The sequence below is a fragment of the Shouchella tritolerans genome (genome assembly GCF_025770735.1).
In the GTDB taxonomy this organism is placed as follows: Bacteria; Bacillota; Bacilli; order Bacillales; family Bacillaceae_D; genus Shouchella; species Shouchella tritolerans.
Window position 1 is genome coordinate 1,176,986 of sequence record NZ_JAODPB010000001.1, and the last position, 14,992, is coordinate 1,191,977.

13 protein-coding genes are annotated in these 14,992 nt (G+C 42.4%); 10 read left to right on the forward strand and 3 right to left on the reverse strand.

Annotated features, from left to right (window positions below; translation table 11 throughout):
* Together N6H06_RS23065 and N6H06_RS05600 are read right to left on the reverse strand one after the other, a co-directional pair.
* Positions 1-1,909 (reverse strand): SH3 domain-containing protein (locus N6H06_RS23065; RefSeq protein ID WP_318527501.1); only part of this gene is annotated, 1,909 nt, incomplete at its 3' end.
* A gap of 148 nt (positions 1,910-2,057) precedes the next feature.
* Positions 2,058-3,146: an LCP family glycopolymer transferase gene (locus N6H06_RS05600; protein ID WP_062746311.1), complete on the reverse strand. Its 1,089-nt coding sequence runs from the start codon at positions 3,144-3,146 to the stop codon at positions 2,058-2,060.
* 583 nt (positions 3,147-3,729) lie between these two features.
* On the opposite strand from N6H06_RS05600, the gene N6H06_RS05605 reads away from it, so the two are divergent.
* The 7 genes from N6H06_RS05605 (at position 3,730) to N6H06_RS05635 (ending at position 11,105) form a co-directional block, all read left to right on the forward strand.
* Entirely contained in the window at positions 3,730-4,182 is a 453-nt protein-coding gene (locus tag N6H06_RS05605; RefSeq protein WP_062746313.1) for an Lrp/AsnC family transcriptional regulator, read from the forward strand.
* A 34-nt stretch (positions 4,183-4,216) separates the two neighbouring features.
* The gene (locus tag N6H06_RS05610; RefSeq protein WP_212954169.1) at positions 4,217-5,248 is read left to right on the forward strand and encodes an ABC transporter ATP-binding protein; all 1,032 of its coding nucleotides are present in this window, start codon (positions 4,217-4,219) and stop codon (positions 5,246-5,248) included.
* The gene (locus tag N6H06_RS05615; protein WP_212954168.1) at positions 5,229-6,164 is read left to right on the forward strand and encodes an ABC transporter ATP-binding protein; all 936 of its coding nucleotides are present in this window, start codon (positions 5,229-5,231) and stop codon (positions 6,162-6,164) included. The genes N6H06_RS05610 and N6H06_RS05615 overlap by 20 nt, the downstream gene beginning before the upstream one ends.
* Positions 6,165-6,166: 2 nt before the next feature.
* Positions 6,167-7,132, forward strand: a complete 966-nt coding sequence (opp4B, locus tag N6H06_RS05620; RefSeq protein ID WP_212954167.1) for an oligopeptide ABC transporter permease — start codon at positions 6,167-6,169, stop codon at positions 7,130-7,132.
* 21 nt (positions 7,133-7,153) lie between these two features.
* Positions 7,154-8,050, forward strand: coding sequence for an ABC transporter permease (locus tag N6H06_RS05625; protein WP_062746318.1), 897 nt, complete (start codon positions 7,154-7,156; stop codon positions 8,048-8,050).
* Between the two features lie 20 nt (positions 8,051-8,070).
* Positions 8,071-9,903 (forward strand): oligopeptide ABC transporter substrate-binding protein, encoded by a 1,833-nt coding sequence (gene opp4A / locus N6H06_RS05630; protein WP_263705830.1) that lies wholly within the window; start codon positions 8,071-8,073, stop codon positions 9,901-9,903.
* Positions 9,904-10,505: 602 nt separating this feature from the next.
* Positions 10,506-11,105: a pyroglutamyl-peptidase I gene (locus N6H06_RS05635; protein WP_062746323.1), complete on the forward strand. Its 600-nt coding sequence runs from the start codon at positions 10,506-10,508 to the stop codon at positions 11,103-11,105.
* Here N6H06_RS05635 and N6H06_RS05640 read toward each other — a convergent pair.
* On the reverse strand, positions 11,102-11,740 hold the full coding sequence (locus N6H06_RS05640; protein WP_062746325.1) for a YigZ family protein: 639 nt from the start codon (positions 11,738-11,740) through the stop codon (positions 11,102-11,104). The two genes, N6H06_RS05635 and N6H06_RS05640, sit on opposite strands and share 4 nt — an antisense overlap.
* A 260-nt stretch (positions 11,741-12,000) precedes the next feature.
* Here N6H06_RS05640 and N6H06_RS05645 point away from each other — a divergent pair, with 260 nt between their 5' ends.
* From N6H06_RS05645 to N6H06_RS05655, 3 genes are all read left to right on the forward strand, one after another.
* Complete coding sequence (locus N6H06_RS05645) at positions 12,001-13,131, forward strand: sensor histidine kinase (protein WP_062746327.1); 1,131 nt, start codon at positions 12,001-12,003, stop codon at positions 13,129-13,131.
* 137 nt (positions 13,132-13,268) lie between these two features.
* Positions 13,269-13,976: a response regulator transcription factor gene (locus N6H06_RS05650; protein ID WP_011247928.1), complete on the forward strand. Its 708-nt coding sequence runs from the start codon at positions 13,269-13,271 to the stop codon at positions 13,974-13,976.
* Positions 13,977-14,148: 172 nt separating this feature from the next.
* Positions 14,149-14,991 (forward strand): DegV family protein, encoded by an 843-nt coding sequence (locus tag N6H06_RS05655; RefSeq protein ID WP_062746632.1) that lies wholly within the window; start codon positions 14,149-14,151, stop codon positions 14,989-14,991.
* The last annotated feature ends 1 nt before the right edge of the window (position 14,992 follow it).

A 14,992-nucleotide genomic window follows, 5' to 3' on the forward strand; every position in this document is an offset into this window, starting at 1 on the left:
CAGAGCCGTTGACATTTAAGTAATCAGCAGAAACCCAACCTGTACGGTTGCCTGCTTTAACTTGGTACCAACCACCTTGCTTTTTGAGCAATTCAACTTTCTGTCCTTTGGCAAGGGTAGTGATGATGCTATGGTTGGTACCTGCACCAGAACGCAAGTTAAGCCGTGCTGTCGTTGTAGCAGAGCCGATAGAAGGAGCATTGTCCACATTGCCAGAGCCGTTGACATTTAAGTAATCAGCAGAAACCCAACCTGTACGGTTGCCTGCTTTAACTTGGTACCAACCACCTTGCTTTTTGAGCAATTCAACTTTCTGTCCTTTGGCAAGGGTAGTGATAATGCTATGGTTTGTGCCTGCACCAGAACGCAAGTTAAGCCGTGCCGTCGTAGTGGCAGAGCCGATAGAAGGAGCGTTACCAGCGTTATCAGAGCCGTTGACATTTAAGTAATCAGCAGAAACCCAACCTGTACGGTTGCCTGCTTTAACTTGGTACCAACCACCTTGCTTTTTGAGCAACTCGACTTTTTGCCCTTTGGCAAGGGTAGTGATGATGCTATGGTTGGTGCCTGCACCAGAACGCAAGTTAAGCCGCGCCGTCGTAGTGGCAGAGCCGAGGGAAGGGGAGTCTTTGTCTTCTTCATTGCTGGTAATTTTGACATAATCAGCCGACACCCACCCAGTTTGGTGGCCAGCCCGGACGCGATACCAGTTTCCTTCTTTTTTGAGGATTTCAAGCTTTTGTCCTAATGCAAGAGTTGTGAGCACGTTGCTAGACGTATTTGGTTGGCTGCGCAAATTAAGTCTTGCCGTCGTTTCACCATAAGAAATCGGCTCTTGGTCAGAATCTTCGACGTTGTCTTCACTTGGCTTGTCAAGTTTCAAATAATCTCCTGAAACAAAACCAGTCGTATTGCCAACGGCAATTTGATACCAATTGCCTTGTTTAGCCAACAGCTCAATTTTTGTATCTTTATCCAAAGTCGTCACAATGGAGTGACTTGTACCTGGCCCAGTCCGCACATTTAAGCGAGCAGTCGTTGTCCCAAATGTCCCAGTTGGGAGTTGCTCCAATTTATCGTTTCCAGCGTCTCCTGTCGGCTGGTTTTTATATACAGGAACGTCAAATGTCATTTCATAGTCGTCTACAAGGCTGTAAAGGTTGGACATATGATGGGTTTGCTTGACAGCCCAGCCTACATCTGTTGCATATTGGTATGTACCAGGATTAGCTGGGTTCCAACGCATTTTGTAAAGCGTATTTTGGCCGCGGGCAAAGTAGTTGCTAGAGACAAACCGGGCACCGCCAATAATGGCGTCTTCTGGTGTAAACCAACCTTGGTTGTATGCATATTGGGCGCCTGCGTTGACCGCGTTCCCATCATAAGCGCCAATGCCATACATGTTGTAAACCGTTTTGCCATTGACTTGCACGCCAGTAGCCAGTTGGGATTTGCCATTGCCTGTTTCTAATAGCGCGTGTGAAATTAAGTAGATTTCATTCACTCCGTAAAGCTTGCTAGCATTAATAAATGCTTGGCCTTGACCTTGTAAGATCCCCTTATCTGAAAGAAGTTGGTTGTTAATTGCTTCGGCGCTTAGCCCAGCACTGGAAGACAAATTTAGAAATTGCAGATAGGAAGAGGTTCCTTGTTTGAAGTTATTGGCATTCATATAATAAGCCACGTCAGAGCGGCTTGCATTTTCCCATCTGCCATTTTTATCGGTCTGAGGTCGGGCAGAGAGGCCCATTTGCCGATCTACAGCTGCATCAAACGACAAATCGTAATGGGTTTCTTTTACAGTAATTGAGCTTGCGTAAGCAGATTGCAGTGGAAGCGCCGATGCAACTAAAGCGACAATAGACGCAGAACTGCCAGCAAGCATAAGTTTCTTTTGAATAGGAAACACCTCCAAAAAATTGCCTTCTATACTAGTATCGATTCACCTGTTTCATAAATTAATAGGTTCAACGTATTTTCTCAAATTTTGTCGGATAATACAACGCAATGCAAAAAAAACGTCCATCTTCGGGAAAAAAGACGGACGTTTTTTACAGTTATTCGGTTGGGCTTATAGTGCCAGATGTACTGTTTGTATCAGTTAACGTTTCACTTTCGGGACTCGTTGGGTCTATAAAGTTAGCTGAACCCGTATCCGTCAGTTCAAGATGTTGTTTAAGAGTTTGCTGGATTTCGAGCAGGCTGTCTTCATGAATATCCTCGTACCAGATGCTGTTGCCATAAATATCAGGGCGGCGAGTGCCAGTTGTTTCTAATTGCATTGTTTCAATGCCGCTAAGGGACGAAGCATAACCGTGGAGCGAAATAATATTTGGAAACGTCAAGTCCATTTGCAAATTGTCGCCAACTGCTTGAAAAACATCATCAAAGCGTGTGATGCTAGAAAAAGAAGCAGCTTTATCAATGATGGCTTCAACAACTTGTTGCTGGCGGATACCGCGGCCTTTATCGCCGCCGCCAGCTGAGGATTTCCGTTCGCGAGCATAAGCGAGTGCTTGCTCGCCGTTTAAATGGGCAGGACCTTTACGAAATTGAAAGTCGACACCGCGGCTTTTTTCTTCAAAGTCAATGTCGTATGTGATTTCAAGGTCAATGCCGCCTAATGCGTCGACAACATCTACAAGCCCGTCAAAACGGATGAGCGCGTAATGGTCAATCGGAATATCTAGCAGTTCCTCAACGGTAGCAATCGCCATATCAATACCACCAAAAGCGTGGGCATGGGTAATTTTATCTTTAAAGCCGCCGCCTCGATAGCCGACAATTTCTACGTAAGTATCACGTGGAATGCTTGTTAGGATAATCGATCTCTCGCTTTTATTAAAAGTTGCTACCATGACGGAGTCTGTTCGTTCGGCGCCATCCCCTTCACGGTAATCACTACCTAAAAGCAGCATCGAAAAATTGTCTTTTCCAACGTCAACTGGCTCGATCCGCCTCTCAGACTTATTGCCTCGGTCCAAGCCTTGGTAAGAACCAGCTGCTGTATCGCTTAAATGGTTAAAAATATACCAAACGCCACTGCCTAACGCGAGCAAGGCGACAATGGCTGCAATTAAAGTTGTCTTTAAAATAAATTTTGTCCGTCTTTTTTTTCGGCGACGTTTTCTCGAATCTTCACCCATACGTCAATCCCTCATTTCAGTATAAATAGGTCCCAATAAAGTGGGAGCCATAGCATAAATCGACAAAGTGCGCTATTTCAAAATCAAATTATATCACAATTTCAGATAAAAGATAGAGGATGAACCGTGAAAAATCGTGTTACATCTTCTTACAATGTCCTTTGAAAGTGATGGGCTTGTGTTCATAGTATAGAATGGCTGGCGGGATGAAAACAACCAATAAATAGAAAATAGGCAATAGGAGTTGGGAAAAATAGTTCAAATGGCGGATGAAGACCAGACAATTGTTTTAATATTCTAGTATAAATAGTATCAATTAAAATGAATGGCTAAAAGAACAAAAAAGAAAAGCTTGTTAGCTGCGACATAAACGAGTTTTGTACAGTTTTACCGTTGTTTTCGATAATTTTCCTGATTGTTTCATAGAAAAAGGATTTTTTTGAAACTTGTTATTGATTTCTGAAAATAACTCTTTTATACTAGTACTATAATTTTTACGAAATTAGTATCAGATTTCGCTTTTTTCTGCTAATTCCGTACCGCAGTTGGGCAAATCCAATTGGGAAAATAAGTGAGTGATGTTATGGGAAAGCTAGATAAATTAGATTTCTTGATTCTAGAATATTTCCAGCAAGATGGCAAGTGTCCGTACAGCCAAATCGCCCGCAAGCTTGGTGTCAGCGAGGGGACAATCCGAAAACGGGCCACAAAAATGCGAAAAGACGGAGTATTTGATTTTATGATTCGCATTAATCCTTTAAAGGTAGGTTATTCCGTAAAGGCGTTTATCGGCATTCAATCACAGTTGGGAAAACAACATGAAATTGGACAATGGTTAACAACGTTTCCTCAAGTCATTTATATTGCATCTTATTCGGGCTATCATGATTTAATCCTGCAAGCGTATTTTGAAAATAATGAAGCGCTTGTCCATTTTGTCAATACAGAGCTTATACCAGAAAACGGAATTGAAGGTATTGATGTCAGCATCCAATTAAAACAGTACAAAGATTCAATTTCTTATCTATTGTCTTAACTCAATTGAAATGAAATGCAGTGAGGTGAGCGATATGGCAGAAGACAAAAAGCTACTTAGAATTGAACATCTAACGACTTCTTTTCGGATAAATGATCAGCATTACGCAGCTGTTGACAATGTTTCACTCGATGTCAACAAAAATGAAATTTTAGCCATTGTCGGCGAGTCAGGTTCAGGGAAAAGCGCTTTGGCGTTTTCGATTGTTGGTCTGCATGACAAACTAAATACAAAAATTGAAGGAGAAATAAAGTACAAGGACAATAATATAACAAACTTGCCTGAAAGAAAGCTAAATAAATTGAGAGGAAAAGAAATGGGGATGATTTTCCAAGACCCTTTAACTGCCTTAAACCCTCTCATGACGATCGGCAATCAAATTGACGAATCGTTAGAACTACATACAAAGTTAAATAAACCAAGTAGAAGAAAAAAAGTTCTAGACCTCTTACAACAAGTCGGCATTCCTAATCCTGAAGTAACGTATAATCAATATCCACATGAGCTTTCGGGGGGAATGAGGCAAAGAGTCGTTATTGCTATAGCGATCTCATGCGATCCTGAATTTTTGATAGCAGATGAACCAACAACTGCGCTTGATGTTACCATACAATCGCAAATATTAGACTTATTAAAGAAGTTAAAAAGCGAAACCAATAGTGGCATTATTTTAATTACACACGATTTAGGCGTTGTCGCAGAGATGGCAGATCGGGTGGCTGTTATGTATGCAGGTCAAATTGTGGAACTGGCGCCTGTGATTGAACTATTTAAAAACCCGCTCCATCCTTACACGCGTTCTTTATTGCAATCAAACCCTTCGGTAAACGAAGTAAAAACAAAACTGCATGTCATACAGGGGATTGTCCCTTCGCTCGATAAACTCCCTCGGCAAGGGTGCAGATTTAAGGATCGGATTCCTTGGCTTGCTGAGAGCGCGCATGATGAAGACCCAGTTCTTCAAGAAGTGAAGCCTGGACATTTCGTTCGGTGCTCATGCTATAAACATTTCGAGTTTCCAAATAGCAGCGGGGAGGCAGCAAGAAATGGCGTTATTGGAAGTTAAGGATTTAAAAGTTCATTTTCCCGTGAAAGCAGGGATACTGAAGCGGACTGTAGGTCACGTAAAAGCAGTAGATGGAATTTCGTTTGAACTTGAATCGGGAAAAACGTATGGACTTGTCGGGGAATCAGGGTCAGGAAAAACAACATCGGGGCGAGCTATCATCGGCTTAAATGATATCACTTCAGGCAAGGTCATTTTTAATGGTCAAGATATTACATTAGGAAGAAAAGCAAAATTAGATTTCCGTAAAGACATTCAAATGATCTTTCAAGATCCATATTCTTCTCTGAACCCTAAAAAGCGAGTATTAGACATTATCGCAGAACCGTTGCGGAATTTTCAAAAAATGACGAAAGCGGAGGAACAAAAAAACGTCGAAGAATTGCTGGAAAAAGTGGGCTTAAGTCGTGAAAGTATCGTTAAATATCCTCACGAGTTTTCTGGCGGCCAACGGCAGCGAATCGGGATAGCTAGAGCGATTGCCTTAAAGCCTAAATTGGTTATAGCAGACGAGCCTGTGTCGGCGCTGGATGTTTCAGTTCAAGCACAAGTGTTGAATTTTATGGCTGATATCCAAAAAGAATTAAATTTAACATATTTGTTTATTAGCCATGACTTAGGAATTGTCCGCCATTTTTGTGACAGAATCGGAATTATGTATCGAGGGCGTTTTGTAGAGGAGGGCACGAGGGAGGATATTTTTGAAAACCCTCAACATATTTATACGAAACGTTTAATATCGGCAATACCGGATATCAATCCCGAAAATCGGAGTAAAACGGCGGAAATGCGACAAAAAGTAAAAGAACAATACGAAAAAGGGACAACACACTTTTTTACAAAGGAAGGCAAAGTCTTTGATTTGCAAGCAATTTCGAAAACCCATTTAGTCGCGCTTCCTGGGAAGGGTGAATAATTATGTGGAAATTTATTGTTCGAAGAATACTTGTCTCCATCCCGCAAATTTTTGTGCTAAGTATACTCGTCTTTATAATGGCTCAATTTATGCCAGGTGATGCGTTAACGGGGTTAATTAACGATCCGGATATTACACCAGAGGCGATGCAGGCCCAAAGGGAAAAACTTGGCCTTGATAATCCTTGGTACATCCAATATAAAGATTGGATTGTAAATGCTGTACAAGGGGATCTAGGAAAATCTTTCTCTCATAAAATACCAGTTACTGAATTAATCGATCAAAGAATGTGGAATACGATTTGGCTGGCATTTTTTTCTCTCGTATTCATCTATGCGATTGCGGTTCCGTTAGGTATTTTAAGCGGTCGATATAATGACACATTACTTGATAAAACCATTACTGGTTACACGTATGTAGGTTTTGCAGCACCAACATTTATTTTTGGTCTAGTAATGGTATTCTTCTTCGGCTTCAAGCTACAATGGTTTCCGACTGGCGGAAGCGTGGCACCTGGATTAGAGCCAGGTACGTGGGAATATGTTGTTAGCAAGTTCCAACATTTATTGTTGCCAGCATTGTCTATTGCTTTAATTGGCACTGTTTCCACTGTTCAATACCTCCGTAGTGAGATTATTGATACGAAACAAAAAGACTTTATAAAACTAGCCCGATCTAAAGGGGTCTATGAGTCGAGAATATACAATAAACATGTTTTCAGAAATTCATTACTTCCAGTAGCCGCGTTAATTGGTTTTGAAGTTTCTAGCTTAGTGACAGGTTCTATTTTTATTGAAGCCATTTTTAACTACCCAGGGATAGGCCAACTCTTCTTCCAGTCTATCTTAATACGTGATTACAGTGTTGTAACCGCATTAGTCCTATTGTTCGGTGTCATCATGATCCTTGGTGCCCTGTTATCAGACATCATTATGAGCATAATTGATCCAAGAATCCGTATTAAGTGATGGATGAGAGGAGTTGAGCAAATGGAAAATACACCATTAGTAAGTACCCAGCAAAAGAAAACACCGTCTGGAATGCGTATTTTATGGAAGGAAATCGTTCGCGATAAAATCGCGCTCATTTCATTCTTTCTAGTTATGATTGTCGCTTTGGCTGTGTTCGGCATTTCCCTTGTGCTAGACCAATCTGAAATTGTAAAAGTTGATTTATTTGCTATTTACGAACCACCATCATCTCAATTCTGGCTAGGTACCGATTATGGAGGGCGTGATGTATTTGGTCAATTGATCATCGGTACGCGGAACTCGTTAGCGATCGGTATTTTAGTCACACTGATAAGCGGTGTCATTGGCATACTTAGTGGCTTAGTTGCTGGCTATTTTGGCGGGCAAACAGACAATGTGTTAATGCGCATCGTTGACTTTTTCATGGTGCTGCCTAACTTGATGATTATTATTGTCTTTGTTGCATTAGTGCCTTCATATAACGTGTGGAGTTTTTCTTTAATCATGTCTGCCTTTTTGTGGGTTTCAATTGCAAGGTTAATTCGTGCGAAAGCACTGCAAGAGTCTTCTCTTGATTATGTTCAAGCAGCTAAAACGCTAGGTACACCACACTGGAAAATTATGTTTGGACACGTGCTTCCTAATTTAAGTTCGTTGATAATTGTCACTATGACATTAAACCTAGCTGCAAATATTGGCTTGGAATCTGGGCTTTCGTTTTTAGGATTTGGATTTCCCGAAAGTACGCCAAGTTTAGGCACGTTAGTCGCGTATGCGAGAAATCCGCAAGTACTCGAGTTAAGGCCATGGATCTGGGTACCGGCAGCAATACTTATTTTTGTGTTGATGCTGTGCATAAATAATGTCGGTCAAGCATTAAAACGCGCGACTGATGCCAAACAACGAAGAGGCTAAAAAAAGGGAGGAAGAAAAAAGTGAAAAAATATTTACGCTCTGGCAAGGTTCAGTCAGTGGCAATTGCTTCTCTGCTACTATTAGCTGCATGTGGCGGGGATGAAACGAGTTCAGAAGAAGGCAACAATGCTTCAAGTAACGATGGCAATGGAGGATCTGAACAAGCAGGCGATATCTTTTCAATTGAAGATTTCGACCATGAAGTACGGGCAGATGGCGAAGAAATCATTGACGGGGGCACGCTGAACGTTGCTTTAGTAACAGACACGCCGTTTGAAGGAACATTAAACAAAAACTTTTACCAAGGCGTGTTTGATGATGATATATTAGATTGGACTGAAGAATCGCTTTTAGATATAGATGAAGATTACCAATACACGCAAACAGGTGCTGCAACATTTGAAGTCGATGATGACGGCAGAACATTTACATTTACGATTCGTGATGAAGTCAATTGGTCAGATGGCGAACCAGTAAAAGCGGAAGACTGGGCATATACGTTTGAAGTGCTCGGCCACCCAGATTATCCAGGGGTACGATTCACAGAAGCTTCAAATGTGGAAGGGTTTGATGAATACCGCGCAGGGGAAGCCGATTCGATTTCTGGACTTGAAATCATTGACGATAAAACGTTAAAAATTACATTCAAGGAAGCAAGCCCGTCCTTATTAGCAAGCGGGATCTGGACATACGCCATGCCTAAACATATCTTTGAGGACATTGAAGTGGCGGATATGGAATCTTCTCCAGCAGTCCGTGAAAACCCCGTTTTCTTTGGCCCATATGTGATTGATAGCATTACTCCTGGGGAAAACGTTGTGATGAAGAAAAACGAAAACTATTGGCGTGGTGAACCAAATGTCGATGAAGTGGTATTCAAGACTGTTAACCCAAACGTGTTGAACCAAGCATTGGAAAATGGCGAGGTTGACATTGCGAAGTACCAAACAGACCAATACGCCGACAACTATGAATCATTAACAAACGTTGAGTTTATCGGAAAAATTGACTTGGCTTATACGTATATTGGCTTCCAAATGGGTACATGGGATGAAGAAGAAAATAAAAATGTTATGGATCCTGACAAACAAGTGTCTGACGTCAACTTGCGTAAAGCAATGGCCCACGCCGTTGACAACGATGCTGTTGGCGAACGTTTTTACAATGGATTTAGATGGGCCGGTACAACCTTGATACCGCCATCACACCCAACTTTCCATAACGACGAGCTAGAAGGTTTTGCATACGATGTAGAGCTTGCAAACCAAATTTTAGATGAGGCTGGTTATGAAGATATTGATGGAGATGGACTTCGTGAAGATCCAAACGGGGAAAAACTGCAATTAAACTTTGCGTCTATGAGCGGTGGCGACACAGCTGAACCACTTGCTCAGTACTATATTACCCAATGGAAAAACATCGGTATTGACGTCCAGCTTTTAGACGGACGGTTACAAGAATTTAATACGTTCTATGACCGCTTAAAAGCATCCGATCAAGACATTGATGTTTATCAAGGTGCTTGGGGCGTAGGCTCAGATGCCGACCCATATGGCCTTTGGGGTAGCACAGCGGCGTTTAACTATACTCGCTGGACCAATGAAGAGAGCGACCGCTTGTTAAAAGAAGGGACATCAGAAGCAGCGCTTGACATGGAATACCGCCAAGAAGTCTATAATGAATGGCAAGAACTAATGCTTGAAGAAGTCCCTGCGTTTCCAACGCTCTACCGTTCAGAAATGCATGCGGTGAACAAGCGTGTCGTTAACTATTCTGAGCTTCCTGGATCTGAATTTTACAATGACCGCTCACAAATTGGTTTAACAGCCGAAGAACCAGAAACGGCAAACTAGAGAAAAAAACGTATAAGAAAGCGCCTTTGCATGTAATAGCCTGTTACCGGACCCGGTCTAAATCGGATAGGTAGCAGGCTTTTTAAATGTAAATGGAAAGTGACTTTAAGAAAGTCAGTCAACTGGCAATTATGCGAGGGGAAACAGGCATTGACCATGTCAACAGGCGATCTAGGACGTTGATCAATCGTGGCAGATGTGCAGTGGAAATATGGCTGTCAACATCTTAAATAGGCATGACCTAGGCTTCCACACCATCCAATTGAATGCTGAAGAGCCTGCTGTTGATTAATAATAGGCCATTGCAAGGACAGAACCTGTCGGCTGTCTCGAACCATTCGAGACAACCGACAGTTTTTTTTCCGCTTTTAAAATGTAGAAAAGAGGATTTTCCCAACTTTTTAAACGTAGAAAAGGGGGTGATGGGGTTTTAAAACGAGCTATAGCTCCTATTCCTTTAGACATTTCCCAACTGCTCTCAAGTAACTGCTCTGTTCGCGGTTATGATATAATAATACAACTAATGTTAGACTAGTAGAAAACGCTTGCAAGAGTATTTGCCTACAGTCAGAATGAATGTTTATGTGTGATGGAGGATAGCAATGAACACAATCCTTGTTTCTGGATTTGAAGCGTTTTTAACACATCAAAAAAATCCAACGGAAGCACTTGTACAAAAGTTGGACGGAACCGAGATGGACGGCACCTTAATGAAAGGGATTGTGCTACCTGTCTCGTTTGCTCGTGCAGCGGAAATGTTGATCGAACAAGCAACGGCGATCCGCCCTAATGCGATTGTCATGCTTGGGCTGGGAGCAGGGCGAAAACAGGTGACGCCAGAGCGGATTGCTATTAATGTGATGGACGGGCCGCCAGATAATGAAGGAGTTGTGATGACTGATCAACCGATCAAGCAAGATGGTCCTGCCGCTTACTTTTCGACGCTTCCTATTCGTAAGATTGTCAATGAATTAAATCGAGGTGGATGCCCAGCAACCATTTCCAATACTGCCGGGACGTATGTATGCAATGATTTGATGTACCGTGTTTTAGACCATTTGCAGACAGCGGCTGTACCAGCAGGTTTTATCCATGTTCCTTATACCGATGATATGGTAGGTGAAGAGGCCGTATCGTTGCCACGGGCCACTGTAGAAAAGGGGATACGCCAAGCGTTGCGTGTGGTGGCAAGCACGCTTTAGCCAACAACGTCCTTTTCTAAATAAACGAGTTCGCCTTCGGAAAGTTTTGCCTGTCCGTTTGTCCGTTCCGTCATCCATTGCTGGAATGTCTCGGTTTCTGCTTCCTTGACGTATGTACGGATGACGACGTTATCAAGGTAGTCGATTCCTTGCAACAAATAGGGCGATTGGCGAATTTCGTTCTCAATTTTCCCAAGCCAAGTGTAGTCAACGGCTGTATGGACGATACGCATGAGTGTCCGTTCGACGATGCCAACTGCATTTAAGCCTTCACTAACGGCGCCGCCATAGGCGCGGATGAGACCGCCAGCGCCAAGCTTAATGCCGCCAAAATACCTAGTCACAACGACCACTGTATCTTTAAGGTTCCGCTTCTTTAGTACTTCAAGCATAGGTACGCCCGCAGTACCGCTTGGTTCTCCGTCATCATTTGCTTTTTGGATTAAATTCTGTTCGCCGATCAAGTAAGCAGAGCAGTTGTGAGTTGCCTGCCAATGCTGTTTTTTGATGCTTTCAATGAAAGCGATCGCTTTATCTTCGGTTTCAGCCCGGCTTAAATGGGCAATAAAGCGAGATTTTTGGATAATGATTTCATGTTCTCCAGCTTGCTTGACTGTATAATAGTGCGGCAGCATAACGGTCCTCCATTAACAAGATGTTTATTTTCACAGTTTTACATATTCGCGAAACGACGGTGTAACACATGTCTGTTACTATAATCGGTATTCTCAGGTCCTATTAAAAAAGGAGGAGAGGTTTCGCTATGAATGGTCTTACGGTAGGACGAAAATCGTGTAAGATAAGGATAGCGGAAAGCGAATTAAAAATAAAGGCATTACACATGCGACAGTTTTTTGACTAGTTCCGTAAGTGATTGAAAAAGCGAGGAGTATTCATGACAGACGTAACGATGCTTGATCATATAATTACGCAAACGCTTGACTCAGTTGGGACGAGTCGCGAAAAAATCTTTGAAATCGGTGAACGCTCCCGCAATGAGTATGAATACTTGAAAAAGGAATTAGATCAAGTCAAAGTTAAATTAACACACGTTATTAATGATGTCGACGAAACCGTGTTAAAAACAAAACACGCACGAAACCGGTTAGCCAAAGTAAGCAAGGAATTTAATCGGTACACAAGTGAGGAAGTCCGTACAGCGTACGAACAAGCCAGCGATTTCCAAGTGCAGCTGGCTGTGCTTCAACAAGAAGAGATCCAATTGCGGATTAGGCGGGATGATATTGATCGCCGCTTAAAAAATCTTCAGGATACGATCAATCGGGCTGAACAGCTTTCTGTACAGATGTCCGTGGTGTTTGACTTTTTATCTAGCGATCTTAAGCAAGTCGGCGAATACATTAAAGACGCCAATGAAAAGCAAGCGTTCGGCTTAAAAATAATCGAGGCACAGGAAGAAGAGCGTCGCCGTCTTTCCCGGGAAATCCATGACGGGCCAGCTCAGATGATGGCAAACGTTATGCTTCATTCAGAATTGATTGAACGGATCTACCAGGAACGGGGCATTGAGGAAGCGCTCAAAGAAATTCGCGGGCTCCGCCGTATGGTTCGTTCTTCATTGGCAGAGGTAAGAAGAATCATTTATGATTTGCGTCCGATGGCATTGGATGATTTAGGGCTAGTGCCTACATTGAGAAAGTATTTAGAGAATATTGAAGAGCGTCATGGCTTAAAAGTCACTTTTAAACACTTTGGCGTTGAAAAGAGGCTTGCCCAACAATTTGAAATTGCGTTATTTCGCCTTGTGCAGGAAGCGGTGCAAAATGCGACCAAGCACGCAGAACCGACTGAAATTGTCGTGAAGATTGAATTGAAACCAAAAAATGTAACGCTTGTCATTCGAGATGACGGCAAAGGATTTGACCTTTCTGAAAGAAAGGAATCTTCGTTTGGGTTAATAGGCATGAAAGAAAGGGTTAACATGCTAAATGGCAAAATGACGATTCATTCCAAACCGCAAGAAGGCACAAATATTTTGATTCAACTCCCTGTTTCTACGAATTAAACGTCAATCCTTCCTAATTAAATTTACGAGAGTTCTGCGCATAAAAAAGCAAGATGGTTAGAGTGAACATATGGCTGTGCCGGTCACAGCTTAAAAAAATCGCAAATAATAGCATGTTTGGTAGAGAGGTGAAAACAATGATTACTCAAGAAACACAAGAAATTCGCATTGTCATTATAGACGACCATCCATTGTTTAAAGAAGGGGTAAAGCGGATCTTATCGATGGAGGAAAATTTTAATGTTGTTGCAGATGGGGAAGACGGATCGGAAGTAATCGATTTGGTCCGCCAACATCAGCCAGATGTCATTTTAATGGATATTAATATGCCAAAAACGAACGGCGTCGAAGCAACAAAAGACTTGATCAAGGCATTTCCAAAAGTAAAAGTGATCATTCTTTCGATTCATGATGATGAGTCTTATGTTTCCCATGTGTTGCGAACAGGAGCCTCAGGTTACTTATTAAAAGAAATGGATGCGGAATCATTGGTTGAAGCTGTAAAAGTGGTTGCATCCGGCGGTGCATATATTCATCCGAAAGTGACATCAAATTTGATTAAGGAATACCGTCGCCTCGCCCGCCAAGATGAGCAATACCAAGACTCGATCGGTTTCCGTGAAGTCGAGTATAGGAAGCCGCTTCATATTTTAACTAGGAGAGAGTGTGAAGTGCTTCAGCTTATGACGGATGGACAAAACAATCGAGCAATCGGCGAGTCGCTTTACATAAGCGAGAAGACAGTCAAGAACCATGTTAGCAACATTTTGCAAAAAATGAACGTGAACGACCGAACTCAAGCAGTGGTAGAGTCCATAAAAAAAGGATATGTCATCGTTCGCTAAATAGGGACACTATTTCTCGGGAAATGGTCGTTTCGCTGCAGCGAATGATGAATCGTTGCCTCAGGATGAACGATGGCTCGTTTGCCTTCTCCCTGCTTCCACCAAATGAACAGCAAGTTTGTAAAGCGGGGAGATTGCAAAAATGGACTTGCAGGAAAAGTGAGGAATGAAAATGGGAAAAACGGCTGTTTTAACAGACTCAACAGCTTATTTGGATAAACAAACTTTGGAAGAACTGGGCATTTACACGATTCCTCTTTCGGTCATTTTTAGCGGCAAGAACTACCGGGAAGAAGTCGATCTGTCGACGGACGTGTTTTACGAAAAACTTTCTACCGAGGAAGCACTGCCGACAACGTCGCAGCCTGCGATTGGCTTGTTTACGGAGCTACTGCAAAAGCTTAAAAATGAAGGATATACGGATGTCGTTTCCGTCCACTTATCTGCCAAAATTAGCGGCACGTTACAAACTGCACTCTCAGCTGGGGAAATGGTCGAGGGCATTACACTCCACGGCGTTGACTCAGAAATTAGTTGTGCCCCGCAAGGATTTCTTGCCCGAACGGCTGCTAAACTGGCTTTAGAAGGTACGCCTCCCGAAAACATCGTTGCCGAGCTTGAAAAAATAAAAGCGCAAATCCGTGCGTATTTTGTTGTTCATGACTTGCACCATTTGCGCAGAGGTGGACGCTTAAACGGCGCTCAAGCGCTTATCGGCAGCATGCTGCAAATCAAACCGATCCTTCATTTTGAAGAGGGGCTCATTGTCCCGTATGCAAAAGTAAGAACGGAAAAAAAAGCGCTTAACCATATTCTTGACATGTTGTTTGATGATTTGGCTGCTGGCAACGTGAACGAAGTAACGGTTATTCATGCAAATAATCGCGCAGGGGCTATGCAATTAAAAGAAAAAATTGCCGAGCAGCATCCTACTACTGCGATTCAAATCAGTTATTTTGGACCTGTGATTGGTACCCATTTAGGAAGTGGAAGCTTAGGTGTCAGCTGGTATTAAT